The 15973-nt window shown below is 65.1% G+C and carries 15 protein-coding genes; 6 read left to right on the forward strand and 9 right to left on the reverse strand.

All coding sequences use genetic code 11. From position 1 onward, the window contains the following. Positions 1-13: 13 nt before the first annotated feature. From Q0877_RS05375 to Q0877_RS05390, 4 genes are all read right to left on the reverse strand, one after another. Positions 14-1021, reverse strand: a complete 1008-nt coding sequence (locus Q0877_RS05375) for a TAXI family TRAP transporter solute-binding subunit (RefSeq protein WP_299166310.1) — start codon at positions 1019-1021, stop codon at positions 14-16. A 47-nt stretch (positions 1022-1068) separates the two neighbouring features. Continuing rightward, positions 1069-1662, reverse strand: coding sequence for a carboxymuconolactone decarboxylase family protein (locus Q0877_RS05380; protein WP_299166312.1), 594 nt, complete (start codon positions 1660-1662; stop codon positions 1069-1071). Next, positions 1655-2383 (reverse strand): SDR family NAD(P)-dependent oxidoreductase, encoded by a 729-nt coding sequence (locus tag Q0877_RS05385; RefSeq protein WP_299166313.1) that lies wholly within the window; start codon positions 2381-2383, stop codon positions 1655-1657. The genes Q0877_RS05380 and Q0877_RS05385 overlap by 8 nt, the downstream gene beginning before the upstream one ends. Positions 2384-2792: 409 nt before the next feature. Beyond that, positions 2793-3455, reverse strand: a complete 663-nt coding sequence (locus Q0877_RS05390) for a GntR family transcriptional regulator (RefSeq protein WP_299166314.1) — start codon at positions 3453-3455, stop codon at positions 2793-2795. A gap of 261 nt (positions 3456-3716) precedes the next feature. On the opposite strand from Q0877_RS05390, the gene Q0877_RS05395 reads away from it, so the two are divergent. Continuing rightward, positions 3717-4166, forward strand: coding sequence for a hypothetical protein (locus tag Q0877_RS05395; protein ID WP_299166315.1), 450 nt, complete (start codon positions 3717-3719; stop codon positions 4164-4166). Between the two features lie 2 nt (positions 4167-4168). Here the strand turns inward: Q0877_RS05395 and Q0877_RS05400 are convergent, their stop codons facing one another. After that, entirely contained in the window at positions 4169-4936 is a 768-nt protein-coding gene (locus tag Q0877_RS05400; protein ID WP_299166316.1) for a response regulator transcription factor, read from the reverse strand. 84 nt (positions 4937-5020) lie between these two features. Further along, on the reverse strand, positions 5021-6688 hold the full coding sequence (locus Q0877_RS05405) for an ATP-binding protein (RefSeq protein ID WP_299166317.1): 1668 nt from the start codon (positions 6686-6688) through the stop codon (positions 5021-5023). 189 nt (positions 6689-6877) lie between these two features. On the opposite strand from Q0877_RS05405, the gene Q0877_RS05410 reads away from it, so the two are divergent. From Q0877_RS05410 to Q0877_RS05430, 5 genes are all read left to right on the forward strand, one after another. Beyond that, positions 6878-8074, forward strand: a complete 1197-nt coding sequence (locus Q0877_RS05410) for an ROK family transcriptional regulator (RefSeq protein WP_299166318.1) — start codon at positions 6878-6880, stop codon at positions 8072-8074. A 157-nt stretch (positions 8075-8231) separates the two neighbouring features. After that, positions 8232-9599 (forward strand): extracellular solute-binding protein, encoded by a 1368-nt coding sequence (locus Q0877_RS05415; protein ID WP_299166319.1) that lies wholly within the window; start codon positions 8232-8234, stop codon positions 9597-9599. 122 nt (positions 9600-9721) lie between these two features. Next, complete coding sequence (locus Q0877_RS05420) at positions 9722-10576, forward strand: carbohydrate ABC transporter permease (protein WP_299166440.1); 855 nt, start codon at positions 9722-9724, stop codon at positions 10574-10576. Further along, positions 10573-11484 (forward strand): carbohydrate ABC transporter permease, encoded by a 912-nt coding sequence (locus Q0877_RS05425; RefSeq protein ID WP_299166321.1) that lies wholly within the window; start codon positions 10573-10575, stop codon positions 11482-11484. The genes Q0877_RS05420 and Q0877_RS05425 overlap by 4 nt, the downstream gene beginning before the upstream one ends. Positions 11485-11488: 4 nt before the next feature. After that, positions 11489-14500, forward strand: a complete 3012-nt coding sequence (locus Q0877_RS05430) for a glycoside hydrolase family 38 C-terminal domain-containing protein (RefSeq protein WP_299166322.1) — start codon at positions 11489-11491, stop codon at positions 14498-14500. Here the strand turns inward: Q0877_RS05430 and Q0877_RS05435 are convergent. Genes Q0877_RS05435 through Q0877_RS05445 form a run of 3 tightly spaced genes read right to left on the reverse strand, consistent with a single transcriptional unit; the run spans position 14484 to position 15963 of the window. After that, a complete protein-coding gene (locus Q0877_RS05435) occupies positions 14484-15287 on the reverse strand; it encodes an N-acetylglucosamine-6-phosphate deacetylase (protein WP_299166323.1) in 804 nt (267 codons plus the stop codon). The genes Q0877_RS05430 and Q0877_RS05435 overlap by 17 nt on opposite strands. Next, positions 15254-15688: an amidohydrolase family protein gene (locus Q0877_RS05440; RefSeq protein WP_299166325.1), complete on the reverse strand. Its 435-nt coding sequence runs from the start codon at positions 15686-15688 to the stop codon at positions 15254-15256. Before Q0877_RS05440 ends, Q0877_RS05435 begins: the two co-directional genes overlap by 34 nt. Next, the gene (locus Q0877_RS05445) at positions 15685-15963 is read right to left on the reverse strand and encodes a 6-phosphogluconolactonase (protein ID WP_299166326.1); all 279 of its coding nucleotides are present in this window, start codon (positions 15961-15963) and stop codon (positions 15685-15687) included. The genes Q0877_RS05440 and Q0877_RS05445 overlap by 4 nt, the downstream gene beginning before the upstream one ends. Between the last annotated feature and the right edge of the window lie 10 nt (positions 15964-15973).

Genomic DNA, 15973 nt, shown 5'->3' on the forward strand with positions numbered 1-15973 from the left:
TGTGGGCTAGCCCTTAGCCGGCCTGGTCGAAGTACGCCTGGGCGCCGGGGCAGGTCTCTACGAACGGAACGTCACCGGCGGTGGCGGGGTCCATCTCTTCCGCGGCGGGGTGCACCTGGACGAGCTGTTCCTTGTTCTCGAAGAGAGCGGTGGTGATGTCCTCCTGGAGCTGCTCATCCATGCTCGATGCAGCAACGAGGATGTTCGGCGATGCGATCACGGAGATCGCCTCGGTCTGTCCCTCGTAGGTTTCGGCCGGGATTTCCTGCTCGACGTAGTACTCGCCGTACTCCTCAGCCATGGGAGCGGCGTACTCGCCGATCGGGATGAGGACCATGTCGCCGTCGGCGGCGAGGTCGATCAGCGCGCCGGTGGGCAGGCCGCCCGACCAGAAGCCGGCGTCGATGGTGCCGTCGCGGAGTGCTGCCACGGTTTCGGCAACTCCGAGCTGGCGGCGTTCGATGTCGGTCTCGGGATCGAGGCCGGCAGCCTCCAGCGTACGGATGGCGGCAACCTCGGTTGCCGAACCCGGTGCGCCGACGGAGACAACCTTGCCCTGCATGTCCTCGACGGTCTGGATGCCGGTGCCCTCAACGCTGATGGGCTGGAGGAAGTTGTTGTACACGTTGCCGAGCGAGCAGATCTCGAGGGCGCCGCTCTCGAAATCGTTCACGCCTTCGACGGCGTCAGCAACGACGTCGCCCACGGCCAGGGCGAGCTGTGCGGCGCCGCTCTGGATGAGCAGCATGTTGTCGACGGACGCGTTGGTCTCCTGGACCGTGGCGTCGTAGCCCTCGACGTTCTCGCGGATGACAGTCGCGAAACCGCCGCCCAGCGGGTAGTAAACGCCGCCGGTGCCGCCGGTGGCGATCGAGAGGGTGCCGCCTTCGCCGCCTTCTGCGCCGCCGCCCCCGCCGGTTTCCGGTGCGGGGCTGCCGCAGGCGCTCAGGAACAGTGCCGGTGCAAGGACTGCGGCGGCAACGATGCGCGATCCGCGGACCTTGTTGGAGGTGCTGGTCATGGGTTTCTCCCTTGATATGTGATGGATGTGTGGTGCGGTGTTGATTTTCACTTCTCGTGCCCCTTGTCTGGAGCGGTGTCAGCCGGGGCTGGGACGTCAGCCACGGCAAGCAGTCCCGCGAGGGTGCGGTAGTACCCCACCAGGACTGAAATTTCGGTGATTCCGCTGTGTCCGAAGTGCTTCTGCGCCGTAGCCCGGATGGTTTCATTCACGCCGGATTCGGCAACCAGTTCGCGGGTGAGCTCGAGGGCGGCGGCCTCGCTGTCGGAGGCGCTGGTCGGGACGCTGCCGGATTGCAGTTGGGCCAGTTCCTCTTCGGAAACGCCGACGACGACGGCCGCGCGGCTGTGCGCGTACCACTCGTACTCGGAATTGAGGGCTGCCGCGACAGCGCAGATCACGAGCTCGCGGGTGCGGTCGGGGAGTTCGCCGTTGAACCGCAGCGCCGCACCGAGTTCCTGGACGGCGTTGCCGATCCCGGGAGCGAAAAGAAGGGCGTTGAACGGGCCGGCGAGGGAGCCGTCGTCGTGCATGATCCGGAATGGGCCGTTGGCACGCGGGCCTGCGGTGATCTTCTCGTAGAGGTCCCGCTGGTCTGCTGTCAGATCCGCGGGCTTCAGGAGGGGGTAATGGCTAGACAAGGGTCCGCCCTCCGTCCGTGTAAAGGACATGCCCGGTCACGAAGGACGCCTGTTCGGAGGCGAGGAAGAGGACCGGACCGGTGAGGTCTTCAACGCTGCCGAGCCGCCCGGCCGGGACCAGCGACGTGTAGTGCTCACGGACGCCCGGCTTGTCGAGGTGGGCGCGGGTGAGGTCGGTTTCGGTGTAGCCGGGGGCGATCGCGTTGACCGTCACGCCGCTCGATGCCCATTCGCGGGCCATGACGCGCATCATCTGGTTGATGCCGCCCTTGCTTGCTGCGTAGGGAGCGTGCTCGGGGTGGGCGAGGAGGCCCGAGACCGACGAGCAGTAGACCTGGCGGCCCCAACCGGCGCGGACCATGTGCCTGCCTGCAGCCTTGCCGAGACGGAAGGCGCTCGAGAGGTTGATGTCGATGGTTCGCTGCCAATCGTCATCCGTGGTGTCGAGGACCGGGACTCGGTGGTTCATGCCCACGGCGTGGAGGAGGATGTCGATGCCGCCGAGAAGCTCCACGGTTGCCTGCACGGCGTTTTCGCAGCCTTCGGCGGTGGAAAAATCCGCCGTCAATCCGTGCTCGTACGCCGCAAGCCGTGCTTTGTTGATGTCGGCGACGACTACGCGGGCGCCCGCAGCGGTGAAGGCCGCAGCGCAGGCCTCGCCAATGCCGCCGGCTCCGGCGATGAGCACACGCCGGTCAGCCAGTCCTAGCCAGTTCTCCACGAAATGCGATCCCTTTGTTTCGTCGTCTGTGTCGTCATCGAAATAAGCGTTATTGGAGATTGTATACAAAATCGCGACCGGATGTAACCCCCGTCACAGAAGAAAGTTACCAGAGGTAACTTCGGCAGGGGAGGGCTTCGGCGGACTGTTACGAGAGTGTGACATGTTACCGAGCGGGGGCAGGTTTCGGCCCAGGACGCCGTGAGCTGGGCACCTCGTGCGGCGCGTCCTGGCGTCGGATCGCGGCGAGATTCGAGTGCCGCATCGCGAGCAACCTGGACAAAGGTGGCCGAAATAACGCGCACCTCGGACCAGGCTGCTCCAATCTGCGTCCGGATCGCTCACGACCTTGTCCGGATCGCTCACCGCCTTGTCCGGATTCCCCCGCTCCGAGCCCGAACGTCAGCGCTTACTTGGCGTCGAGGAACCGACGCAGTGCGTCGACCGCGTGGTCGCGGTGTTCGTCCATGTGCTTGACGAGCCGTTCCGCATCGCGGGCGGCGAAGGCGTCGATGATGAGGTTGTGCTCCTCCTCGACGCGGTGACGGTTGGTGGGAACGCCGTAGTACACAAAGCGGTAGGTATCCGTTGCGTCCCATAGGACCTGGATGAGCCGGTCGAGCCGGGGCATGCCGGATGCCGAGAGCAGCACAAAGTGGAACCGCCGGTTGGCTTCGGTCATGGGCAGAATGTCTGCGGCGGCGCTCGCGGCCTCGACCTCGGCGGCGGCGTCCTTCATGGCCTGCAGCACCGAGCCGTCCGCACGTTTCACGGCGGCGTGCGCTGCTTCGGTTTCAAGGAGCTGCCGGATGCGGTACGTCTCCAGCAGATCAGCAAGCGACAGCCGGGCAACCTTGAAACCCCGGTGCGGCTCGTAGACAATCTGGCCTTCGCCCTCGAGGATCTTGAACGCCTCACGCAGCGGGACCCTGCTGACGCCGAGCCGTTCGGCCAGCGCGTCCTGGCGCAACGGCTCGCCGGGCTGGACCTCGCCGGCAATGATCATGCGACGCAGTTCGGCCAGAGCGAAGGCTTGTGCAGTGGGCGGCCGCTTGGGCGATGTGGCGGCCATATGCGCATCCTCCCTATCGCGTTGCGGACTTCTGGTGGCGGACTTCCTCCGCCGAAAACTCCTGACGACTCTAGTTCAACACACCGCCCATTGCCCCCACCGCGGGCACTGCAGCCACTGGCCCGGAAAATTCTTGAGGAAAGCTTCGCCCAAAAGCCCCCGCCGGCTTGATGTGGATGGTCCACCATGGATAAGACTCCTCCGGGCCGGACCGTTCGCCGGTTCGGAGGTCGACTTAATCGACGGTTAGGAGCGAGCGAGGTGGCCTGGCTGAAGCACAAACCAACCTCGGGATCGCCCCGAACACTGGCGTCGCTCGGCGGCACGGCATCCACCGGTGAGCCTGAATCCGCCGGTACGCCCGAAAACTGCGTGCCCGCTGACTTGCCGGTGCACCGCCCCGAAGTCATTGCGCAGCTCGCCGAGGAACTGGAGACCCTCGCCGACGCCCTCCGCTACCGGGACAATTTCGCCCGCCTCCTGCCGCAACGGGTCCGGGACCTCGACGCCGATCTCCGGTCGAAAAACCTGGAAGACGCCGAGGGTACGCTGCTGAGCCTTCACGTCGGCTCAACCATGGTGGGCGCGCCAAGGCTGCAGTACGTCGTGGACCGCTGCCTGTCGGACTTCCGCAGCGGCCGCGCGATGAGCTGCCTGCCCGCACTCGCCGGGGAAGCCGAGCGGTTCCTCACCTGCCTGGCGCAGGAGTAGAACTACTCGACCGGAATCATCCGGTAGCCCACACCGCGGACGGTCTTGATGAACCGGGGCTCTCGGGTGTCCTCGCCGAGCTTCTTCCGCAAATTCCGGATGTGCACCTCCACGAGGTGATGATCGTCGGTCCAGCCATCACCCCACACCCGCGCGAGCAGGCTTTCCCGCGTCCACACCCGCCGCGATCCGGTAATCAGCGTTGCGAGCAGGTCGAACTCGATCTTGGTCAGCGGCAGTTCCTCATGGTTGAGCCGCGCCACCCGCCCCTCGACATCAACCGAAAGCGAACCATGCACGACGACGGCGTCATCAACTTCCGCTGCAACTTCCGTTCCAGCCGCTCCGCCGGGTTCGCTTCCGCCCAGTACCGACGTCCCGTCAGCGATTGAGCGCGGACGGCGGAACATTGCCGCAACCCTCGCCCGCACCTCCCGTGGGCTGAAGGGCTTGACGATGAAGTCGTCGGCGCCGATCTCGAGCCCGAGGACGCGTTCAATCTCCTCGACACGCGCCGTGATCATCACGATGTAGGCGTCGGTTTCGGGCCGCAGCTGCCGGCAGACTTCCATCCCGTCAAGGTCCGGCAGGTTCAGGTCCAGGGTCACCAGATCCGGCTGGTGTTGCCGCACCAAATCTAGGGCTTCCCTTCCGCTGGCGGTTTCGATGATGTTGAAACCGACCATGGAGAGGGTGAGTACCAGCAGCTCACGGATATCCGGATCGTCTTCGACGACCACTGCCGTGCGCTCGAAAGAATCAGTACTCATACTCAGTGCCTTCCCAGACGGGTGCCCGGCCACTTTGCCGGAGGGGTGCCCGGCCGGAGACCGAGGTCAGCAGAGTACTCATGCTCAGTACCTTGCCAGACGGGGGCTCGGCCGAAGATCCGGGTCATCGAGATGACGCGGGAGCTCAATGGTGACGGCGGTTCCGACGCCGAGCTCCGACTCGATCGCGAGCTTCCCGCCGTGCCGGCTCACCGACTGCGCCGCAATCGATAAGCCCAGCCCCGTGCCGGGTATCTCCGCCGAAACCGAGTTGGATGCCCGGTAGAAGCGGGTCATGAGATGCGGCAGTTCCTCCGCAGGGATTCCCATGCCGGAGTCTTCGATCACGACGCGCACCGCGCCGTCGTCGGACAGGAAGCGGATGGTGACCACACCGCCGTCGGGCGTGTATTTCACAGCGTTGGACAGCACGTTCACGAAGGCGCGTTCCAGCAGTTCCCACATTCCATTGACGCTCTGGGCGGTGTCCGGCGGAACCAGTTCGACGGAGACGTCTTTTCTTGCAGCGAGCGGCAGCAGGTCCAGGATCACTGAATCGAGCAGGTGGATCACGTCGATCGGGGTGTAGCCGAGCTCTGTGCCGGCGTCGAGCACTGACAGTGCCAGGACGTTCTCCACGAGGGTGCTCAGCCGCTGGCCGTTGCGTTCGATGATCTTCAGCATCTTCTGCGCGGGCGTCGGCAACTCGCCGCCCTCGCCGTCCTGGAGCAGTTCAACGTAGCCGAGGATCGAGGACAGGGGAGTGCGAAGCTCATGGTGCACGGTGGCAACGAAGCCGTCCTTGGCGGCGTCGAGCTCCCGGAGCCTGTCCACCACCTGCTGCTGGCGGACAATCAGCTGACCCTGAATGACGCCGTGCGCAAGGTTTCCGAGCAGGTGCTGGAGCAGGGCAATCTCTGCACTGGACCACTTTCGGGCACCCCGGTCGGCGACGATCCAGAGCAGGCCGAAAGGCGCTGCCCCCTCACCGATGGGCAGCAGGAGGCCGCTGTGCGTGAAGCCCTCCATATACGCGTGGATCTTGGGCAGGGTGTCCGGGACCTCGTCGAGCTGCCCGGCGATCACCGCAAGCGAGCTGGAGGCATGCCACAGGTCGGTCCCCAGGATCCGCAGCTCGTCCTGCAGGCCGGAAACGTCATTCGGTGCTGTGATTCCTACGCCGCGGTCCCAGCGGGCGGAGCCGTAGGAGATGCGCTCATCGTCGAAAACGTGCAGGGTCACGTCTTCGGCGCCGAGCACTTCGCCAACTCCCTGAACCACCATTTCGATCATGTGCGAGGGGTCGTTGGTCTGGCGGATGTCGTCGGACATGCGGCGCACCCGCTCACGCAGGAACGCAGATTCCTGCCGCCGTTCTTCGCGCAGCCGGTTGCGGTGGATAGCGGTGTTGACCCGGTGCAGCAGTTCCTCGGAGTCGATCGGCAGCAGCAGGTAGTCGCTCGAGCGCATCGCCAGTTCCGGGTGGGAGGTGACCTGTTCGGCCGACTTCGCGGTCAGCACCACCGGGATGTTGCGGGGCAGCAGGTGATCGGCTTCCTTAGCGATGGTTGCCAGGTACTCCAGTGCAATATCGGCACCGACGATGGCGATATCAGCCGTACGCTCACGCGCCGCCGCGATAGCCGGGGTGACGGTGCTGTGTGCCGCTACCCTGAATCCGGCGTCGCGGAGGCCGCCTGCAATTTCCCCGAGCAGGTGCACGTCCGAGTCCACCACCAGGGCAGTGCCCACGGCAGTATTGCGCTCCCCGTTAGCGCCCAAACTCGTCCCCCTGTGCCTAAATGCCAGACCATGTGTATAAGCAGTTGTGCCGAGTCTAGCGATGTGCCCGTCATTGTGCCGACAAGTGGCGGTAGGATCATGCATCAGCCGCCCTGATCGAAAGGCCCGCACGTGCGACGTGGCACCAATCTCCCCCGGATGGGGGACTTCAACCAGAGTGTCATCCTCGATGCCATTCGCCGTTCGAGCGAGGGCTTGAGCAGGGTTGAACTGGTGGACCTGATCGGGCTTTCCCCGCAGGCCGTGTCCAACATCACCCGGCGCCTGCTCGCCGAGGAACTCATTGTGGAGGCCGGGAAATCGGGCAGTGGACCGGGCAAGCCGCGCACCATTCTGCGGATCAACCCGTCGGGCCGGTACGCGATCGGCGTCCACCTGGACCCCGCGCTGATGACCGTGGTCCTGATGGACCTGATGGGCGTGGTGCTGCACCGCCGGGTGCGTGAAACGCCGCTGAACACCGAGCCCGGCCAGATCATCGACGCTATTGCCGGCGAGGTGCGCGCACTGCTTGCCGAGTCGCCGGTGGATCCGGCCCGCATCGAGGGAATCGGAGTGGCGCCTCCGGGTCCCATCGACCAGCCGGCGGGCGCCGTCGTCGACCCTCCGCTCCTGCTCGGCTGGCACCGGGTACCGCTGCGTGATGCGCTGGCGGAGGCAACAGAGATGCCGGTCTTCGTGGAGAAGGACGTGACGGCCGCTGCCGTTGCCGAGATTTGGGGCGGTGGCCACGGGAGCACGCAGAGTTTCGTTTTCATCTATATCGGCACGGGTATCGGCAGCGGGATCGTGGTGGACGGCGAAGTGCTGCGCGGGACTTCGGGGAACGCGGGTGAGATCGGGCATATCGTCACGGACCCCAACGGGCCGGAGTGTGCCTGCGGGATGCGTGGCTGCATTGCGGTGACGTGTGATCCGCAGTCGCTGGTGCTCGAAGCGGAGCGCCTGGGCGTGCTGAACGGGGAACGGCACCGCAACGGTGATGTGGCAGACGGGCTGCTCAGCTTGTGCGCAGCGGCGGATGAGGGCAACGAACTGGCGGTCCAGATCCTGACGCGCGCGGCAGTGCGGACGGCGCGGGCGGTGTCGGTGCTCGCGAACCTGCTCGATGTTGACCGCGTGGTGTTTGGCGGACCGTTCTGGGCGCCGTTGGCGAGCCGGTATCTGGAGGTCGTGCCGTCGTCGTTATTGGACTTCCGCGCCGCGCGCAGCATCCACCCGGTGGAGGTGGTCTCAACGGGAATCGGGAACGACGTTGCCGCCGTCGGCGCCGCCTGCCTCATGCTCGAGCGGACGCTGGGACCGCGGGCGGACCGGCTGATGCTGGCGCGGTGATTTCTCCCAGCGTTGAGTTGGCAGGACACACCCCGAAAGTGGGTCCATAAGGGGTGTGTCCTGACGATTCGACGCAGGGCATTGTGAGGTAAATCCATTCGATGTACTATTTGCGGTATCGGCAGTCTCCCGATGCCTACGTTTCAAAGGAGAAACCATGCGCGGCGCCTCTCGAACCCTTCCAGCAGCGGCGGTTGCCGCGCTCCTCGTCCTCAGCGGCTGCGCAGGCAGCGGCGGCGGCGGCGAGGATGAAGCCTCCGACAACACCCTGCGGATCATCTACCAAAAAGCCGGCGATGCCTCCCCGCTGGACACCCTCATGCAGACCACCAAGGAACAGTTCGAGGCCGCCAATGAGGGCGTCACTGTTGAGCTCGAACCGGTCGAGGGCACAGACGAGGACTACAACACCCGGCTCGCGCTCTCGCAGCGCTCGCCGGATACTGCTCCTGACGTGTTCTACGAAGACACCTTCCGCCTCCGCTCCGACGTCGAGGCCGGTTACCTGCTCAACCTCGACGAGCACCTTGCCGGCTGGGAAGAGTGGGACGCCTTCAACGAAGCAGCAAAGGAAGCAGGAAAGGCCGACGACGGCAGCACCTACGCGGTGCCTCTCGGCACCGACACCCGGGTCATCTGGTACAACAAGCAGGTGCTCGAGGATGCCGGGATCGAGGTTCCCTGGCAGCCCGAATCGTGGGATGACCTTCTCGAAATGGCGCGCACCGTGAAGGAAGCGCAGCCGGATTCGCGGCCGTTCAGCATGTACGCGGGAACCGGCACGGGCGAGGGCACCGTGATGCAGAGCTTCTACGAACTGCTCTACGGCACCGAGAGCGGCGGGCTGTATGACGAGGAGTCGCAGAAGTGGATTTCAGGGTCGCAGGGTTTCATCGATTCGCTGGCGTTCCTGAAGACCATCTATGACGAGGAATTCGCGGTCACGCCGGCTGAAGCGCTCGATCCCAACGTCTGGCAGGTAGTGCTCGGCACCATGCTGCCGGAGAACCAGATGGCAGCCACAGTGGAAGGTTCCTACGCGCCGTCGTTCTGGCAGGAAGGCGGCATGTTCGAGTGGCCGGAATACGCCGACGTCATGGGTGTTGCGCCGTTCCCCACGCAGAACGGGCAGGAGCCCGGAGCTACAAGCATGTCCGGCGGCTGGACGCTGGCGGTAGGCGCGGGCACGGAGAACCCCGACCTCGCGTTCGAGTTCCTCACCACGGCCATGAGCCAGGAGAACCTGCTGCAGTACACGGTGGACAATTCGCAGATCGCCGTCCGTACCGATATCGCCGAGGCACCCGAGTACCTTGACGCCAATCCTTTTGTCGACGACGTCTCCGCTGTGCTCGATGTGTCCAACTTCCGGCCCGCGACCTCGAACTACGCCGAGATCTCCACTGCGGTCCAGGAAGCAACCGAAGCAGTCATCACCGGGGGAGCCACCCCTGAGGAAGCGGCAGCGACGTACGACGAGGCACTGACGTCGATTGTCGGCGAAGAGAACGTCGTCGAGGAGTAGCCATCTCGTCTACGGTCACTTCCCGCGGCTCGTCCTCCGGCGCCGCACGCCGCGGCGGCAGCGGGAACAACAGGCAGGAGCGGGGGCGCAACGGACGGGCACCCCGCTCCTTTCGGCCGGTTCTGAAACTCCTTCCCCTTGCGCCCGCGATCATCCTGATCGGGATCTTCCTGGCCGGGCCGATCATCTGGTCCTTCTACGGGTCCTTTACCAATGCGGCGCTGACCGGCGCCAACGCGAAGGATCCCGAGTGGATCGGCTTCGAGAACTACACCGCGCTGTTCGCCGACCCGTTGTTCCCGCAGTCGCTGCTGCTGACAGTCGTCTTCGTGCTCGTGTCGGCGGTGATCGGGCAGAACTTCCTCGGGCTTGGCCTTGCGCTGCTGATGCGGCGGGCACACCGGGGAGTTGCCGCCGTCGTCGGCGTGTGTGTGGTGGCAGCGTGGGTGCTGCCGGAGATCGTAGCGGCCTTCGTGGCGTATGCATTCTTCTTCCGCGACGGAACGCTGAACCAGCTGACCGGGTTCGCCGGTCTGCCGGCGGTGGACTGGCTGTTTGAGCACCCGATGCTCGCGATCATCCTCGCCAACATCTGGCGGGGCACTGCATTCTCGATGATGGTCTACCAGGCAGCGCTCAACGACGTGCCGAGCGAGGTTACGGAGGCGGCGGAGATCGACGGCGCGAGCGGGGCCAAGTCGCTGGTCTTCGTTACGGTGCCGATGATCCGGCGCAGCATCGCGACCAACCTGATGCTCATAACGCTGCAGACGCTCGCGGTGTTCACGCTGATCTACGTCATGACGGCCGGCGGGCCGACCAACCGCAGCACCACCCTGCCGATCATGGCGTACGAGGAAGCCTTCCGGTACAGCGACATCGGTTACGGCACGGCGATCGCCGTCGTCATGCTCATCATCGGCGCCGCGTTTTCCCTTGCGTACATCCGGCTGCTGCGCGAGAGGAACCCCTCATGACTGCGCCGGTTCCGGGTACGACGACGGCTTCCGCGGTGGCGTCGCCGGGTGGATCCCGGGGTGCTTCTCGGGGTACGCGTCGCGGCTCCCGCCGCGGTTCGCCGAGTTGGGGTGCGAGTGTTGTGCTGGCCCTGATCGCCCTGTGTTTCGTGGTGCCGCTGAGCTGGCTGCTGCTGGCGTCCTTCGACGCCGAAGCGACCTACGAGACTGCACTGCCGGCGTCGTTCTCGCTGACCAACTTCACGGCGATCCTGACGCCCGAGCAGACGTTTGTGCCGCTGTGGAACAGCCTGATTCTTTCCGGTGGGTCGGCGGCGCTGACTGTGATCGCTGCCGTGCTGGCCGCCTACCCGCTGTCCCGCTTCAACACCCGGTTCAACCGGCCGTTCCTCTATACGGTGCTGTTTGGAACGTGCCTGCCGATCACGGCCATCATGGTGCCGGTGTACAGCCTGTTTGTGCAGCTGAACCTCCTGGATTCGCTTGCGGCGACGACGTTCTTCATGGCCGCGACGTCGCTTCCCATGGCCATCTGGATGACCAAGAACTTCATGGACTCCGTGCCCGTGTCGCTTGAGGAGGCGGCGTGGGTGGACGGCGCGTCGGCGATGAAGGCGCTGTGGCACATTGTGGTGCCGCTGATGCGGCCGGGTCTCGGCGTCGTCTTCATCTTTGTGTTCATCCAGGCGTGGGGAAACTTCTTTGTGCCGTTTATCCTGCTGTTTTCGCTGGAGAACCAGCCGGCAGCGGTGAGCATCTTCCGGTTCTTCGGGCAGTTCGGCACGGTTGCGTATGGGCAGCTGGCCGCGTTCTCGATTCTTTATGCACTGCCCGTGATTCTTTTGTACATCCTCGTCTCGCGCGTGTTCGGTGGCTCGTTTGCCATGTCCGGCGCCCTGAAAGGCTAGATCCATGCACGACAATCGACTCCTGGTCGAGGCGCGAATTGCCCGTTTCCTTGCCGAACGGCTGACCCCTGCGGTGTGGCCGGTCTCCGTGCCGCTTGAGGTTTCCTTTTGGCAGGCACCGGGGGAGCCGGTGCCGTTTTCCGCCGCCGTATCCGAGCAGTTCGAGCCTTTTGTGGTGGGCTCTGCGTGGGGCCGGCCCTGGGGGACCACCTGGTTCAGGTTCACCGGGACGGTGCCGGAGGAGTGGACCGTCGCTGACGGGCACGAGCTTGAGGCGGTTATCGACCTGGGCTTCTCGACGATCATGCCCGGCTTCCAGGCAGAAGGCCTGGTTTATGCGCCGGACGGACAGGTGATCAAGGCGCTGGAGCCGCTGAATATGTGGGTGCCCCTCGATGGGGCGCCGGGCACCGCCGTCGAGTTCTATGTTGAGGCGGCGTCCAATCCCAACGTGATCGACGGGTTCGATTACCAGCCCACGCCGCTGGGATCGCTGTTCACCGCGGGGGCCGATCCGCTGTACACGTTCCGCAGGGCGGAGGTGGCGCTCTTCGACCGCGAGGCCTGGGAACTGGGTCAGGACGTCTGGACGCTGAACGGTCTCATGCACGAGCTGCCGGTCGACCTGCCGCGTCGGCACGAGATTCTGCGTGCGCTGGAAAAGGCGGTCAACGCCGTCGACCCCTCGGATGTCTCAGGAACCGCGGCAGCCGGCCGCGCGTGCCTTGCCGGGGTGCTGGCTGCGCCGGCGTATGCGAGCGCGCACCGGGTGCACGCCGTCGGACATGCCCATATCGACAGCGCCTGGCTATGGCCGGTTCGCGAGACCGTGCGGAAAGTGGCGCGGACGTTCTCCAATGTGCTCGAGCTGATGGACCGGGACCCGGACTTTGTGTTTGCTGCCTCCTCGGCGCAGCAGTATGCGTGGCTCAAGGCTTCCTATCCGGATGTCTTCGAGCGGGTTGCGGAGAAGGTGCGGTCCGGGCAGTTTGTGCCGGCCGGCGGCATGTGGGTGGAATCGGATACCAACATGCCGGGCGGTGAAGCGCTGGCGCGGCAGTTTGTTGCCGGCAAGCGGTTCTTCCTCGAGAACTTCGGCGTGGAGCCGCAGGAGGTGTGGCTGCCGGATTCCTTCGGCTACTCGGCCGCGTTGCCCCAGATTGTCCGCGCGGCAGGCTCGCAGTACTTCCTCACGCAGAAGATTTCCTGGAACGAGACGAACCTGTTTCCGCATTCGTCGTTCAACTGGGAGGGCATCGACGGCACTCGTGTCTTCACGCATTTCCCGCCCGTGGATACGTACAACTCCGACCTGTGTGGCCGGGACCTGGCGCGGGCGCAGCGGAATTACCGGGAGAAGGGCGCGGCAAACACGTCGCTGGTTCCGTTCGGCTGGGGCGACGGCGGTGGCGGACCTACCCGGGAGATGCTGGCGGCCGCTGAGCGGACGGCTTCCCTTGAGGGGTCGCCCGCCGTGACACTTTCCTCGCCCGCGCGATTCTTCTCGGAAGCGGCTAGTGAGTACCCGGACGCGCCGGTGTGGTCAGGTGAGCTGTACCTGGAGTTCCACCGTGGCACCTACACGTCGCAGGCGCGGACCAAGCACGGCAACCGGCGTTGTGAGCACCTGCTGCGTGAGGCTGAGCTGTGGTGCACGCTTGCTGCGTTGCATTCGGGGTTTGCGTACCCGTACGACGAACTGGAAACGGCCTGGCATAAGGTGCTGTTGCAGCAGTTCCACGACATCCTGCCCGGGTCCTCAATTGCCTGGGTGCATGAGGAAGCGGAGCGGAACTATGCGGCGGTTGAAGCCTCGCTGGAGACGCTGATTGCTGCGGCGCTGAAGGCGTTGCTGGGCACCGGTTCGGGCACGGTGGCCCTGAACGCCGGCCCGTACGACGTCGATGGTGTACCTGCGCTGGGAGGCACGGCGCCGCCGTCGTCGGCTGTTTTTGATCCCGTACGGGAGGGTGCCTCGTGGATATTGGAGAGCGATTCCCTGCGGTTGACGGTTGATGAGAACGGGTTGTTTACATCGCTGGTCACCGGCGGGCGCGAGGTCATCCCCGCTGGGACGAGTGCGAATGTGTTCCAGCTGTTCCGGGATACGCCGAACCAGTGGGACGCGTGGGACATCGATGAGCATTACAAGTTCAACGTCACCGAGCTCACTGATGCCGCGGCGATTGACGTGGTGGGTTCGGTGCTGCGGGTGGAGCGGGTGTTCGGCAAGTCGCGGCTGGTTCAACGGGTTTCGTTGAGTGCTGACGGCACGGCTGTGGACCTTTCGGTCGAGGTGGATTGGCACGAGCAGCAAAAGCTTCTCAAGCTCGCATTCCCTGTGGATGTGCTGGCGGACCGGGCTGCATCGGAGATCCAGTTCGGGCATATTCAGCGGCCGACTGCGACGAACACGTCCTGGGATGCTGCACGGTTCGAGACGGTCGCACATCGGTGGGTGCAGGTGGGGGAGCCCGGGTTCGGGGTGTCGCTGGCGAACAATTCCACGTACGGCTATGACATCACGCGGGCTGAAGGGCCCTCCGGCGTTGCGCACACGTTGGTGCGGGCGTCGCTGTTGCGGGGGCCGCTGTTCCCTGATCCGCAGGCGGACCAGGGGGCGCACTGCTTCGAGTTCTCGCTGCGGCCTGCGTCCGGTATTCCTGAGGCGGTCGCGGAGGGGTACCGGTTGAATCTGCCGATCCGTACGGTGACCGATGTGGCGTCGTCGTCCGTTGAGCCGGTGATGACGGTATCCAATCCAGCGGTGGTTGTGGAAGCAGTGAAGCTTGCGGAGGACCGGAGCGGCGACGTCGTTGTGCGGTTGTATGAGGCCTTTGGCGGCAGGGCGTCGGCGGTGCTTTCGCCTGGGTTCAAGTTCTCGTCGGTAGAGGTGACGGATCTGTTGGAGCGCGCCATTTCGGCTGACTATGTGAGAACCAACGACGACGGCGGCGTCACCCTTTCGCTGCGTCCGTTCCAGTTGGTGACGCTGCGGTTCAGGGTTGGCTACTGAATTTTTTGATCCACCTTCCGTTGCGGATCACACCCCGAACCTGTTGGGTTTCGTCAAGCACCACCAGGTCAGCCCTCGCACCAGGCCTGACAACGCCGACGGTATCCGGCAGGCCAAGGACCCGGGCGGGCACCCGGGTTGCCGAGTGAAGCGCATCGCTAAGGGGAACGCCGGCCTGGACGGCGTTCGCCACCAGCTCCGACATGGTGGAAGTTCCCCCGGCTATGGTTCCGCCGGCTGCCAGGCGCGCCACGCCATCGGATACTCGAACCTCGGAAGGGCCGAGGTGATAGGTCCCGTCCGAGAGACCGGCTGCAGCCATTGAATCGGTGACCAGGGCGATGTTGTCGGCGCCGAGGAGTTCAAACATCATCGCGACCGTTTCGGGTGCGAGGTGAACGTTGTCGGCGATGAGTTCCACCACGGCGTTGCCGGCCCGGGCCGCGCGCAGACAGGCAGACAAGGCGCCGGGAGACCTGTGGTGCAGCGGGTCCATGCCGTTGAACAGGTGGGTGACCGTGGGAACGGTGCCGGGACCGTGGTGCAGCGACAGGGCATGGAGTGCGTGGGAAAGAGACATTCCTGCCGTCCGTGCGCTCGAGGCCGTATGGCCAAGAGAAGGGACCACACCGAGCGAGGCAAGCAGGTCAACGAGTTCGTCCGAGGCAGGTAACTCGGGAGCGTAGGTCATAGTGCGCAGATGGCCGTCGGCGGCCTCGGCGACGGCCCTGGTGAGGCTGAGGTCCGGATCGATCAGCCAGTCCGGTCCGGATTCTGGGCACCGCAACGGACGGAGGAGAGGAACGGACCCTCCAGGTGGATGCCGGCGATGAGGCCCGCCTCCGCGAGCGCCGCGAAGCGCTCCGCGCCCGCTACCAGCGCGGCGGGCGCTGCAGTCACGAGACTGGCGAGCAGGGTAGTTGTGCCGGTCTGGTGAATGCGGGAGATAGCCTCCCTCGCGCTCCCGGCGTCCGACGTCGGGAAATCGACGCCGAACCCGCCATGGCAGTGCAGGTCCACGAACCCTGGCGCAAGAATGTGGCCTTCCGGCAGGCGAACGGGCTCCGCGGCGTCTCCGTGGTCCAATGGTCCCAGGCGGACCCTGTCGATCGTTCCACGGGAGAGGTAGATAGTTGCCTCTTCCAGGTGGCCGTCCTCGTTGAGAGTGGTGCCTGATACCGCGGTCATGCGAGGGTGCCGTCAGCTCTGGGAGAAAGCAGGGCGGCCGCAGCTTCATCGGCGAGGACCATCACATAGGGATGGAGTTGCAGCACGGAGGCAGGGCACTGCGTGGTCACCGGGCCGGTGAGTGCCTGGTGCAGAATAGCTGCCTTCTCCGCACCACGAACAACGAGGAGGAGCCGGCGGGCGTCGAGGATCAGGTCCATGATGTCCGCCTGCAGGGCTCGTAGTCTTGCCTGGGCGCTGAAGCGTGCCTGGCGTAGCGGAAAGTCGACGCTCATAATCTCTCCT

This window comes from uncultured Arthrobacter sp. (genome assembly GCF_947495145.1).
GTDB lineage: Bacteria > Actinomycetota > Actinomycetes > Actinomycetales > Micrococcaceae > Arthrobacter_D.

Coding starts and splice junctions, on each gene's coding strand:
- Q0877_RS05415 (WP_299166319.1), top strand. CDS start 8,232: ATGCGCGGCGCCTCTCGAACCCTTCCAGCAGCGGCGGTTGCCGCGCTC.
- Q0877_RS05375 (WP_299166310.1), bottom strand. CDS start 1,021: ATGACCAGCACCTCCAACAAGGTCCGCGGATCGCGCATCGTTGCCGCC.
- Q0877_RS05410 (WP_299166318.1), top strand. CDS start 6,878: ATGGGGGACTTCAACCAGAGTGTCATCCTCGATGCCATTCGCCGTTCG.
- Q0877_RS05440 (WP_299166325.1), bottom strand. CDS start 15,688: ATGACCGCGGTATCAGGCACCACTCTCAACGAGGACGGCCACCTGGAA.
- Q0877_RS05430 (WP_299166322.1), top strand. CDS start 11,489: ATGCACGACAATCGACTCCTGGTCGAGGCGCGAATTGCCCGTTTCCTT.
- Q0877_RS05390 (WP_299166314.1), bottom strand. CDS start 3,455: ATGGCCGCCACATCGCCCAAGCGGCCGCCCACTGCACAAGCCTTCGCT.
- Q0877_RS05400 (WP_299166316.1), bottom strand. CDS start 4,936: ATGAGTACTGATTCTTTCGAGCGCACGGCAGTGGTCGTCGAAGACGAT.
- Q0877_RS05425 (WP_299166321.1), top strand. CDS start 10,573: ATGACTGCGCCGGTTCCGGGTACGACGACGGCTTCCGCGGTGGCGTCG.
- Q0877_RS05445 (WP_299166326.1), bottom strand. CDS start 15,963: ATGAGCGTCGACTTTCCGCTACGCCAGGCACGCTTCAGCGCCCAGGCA.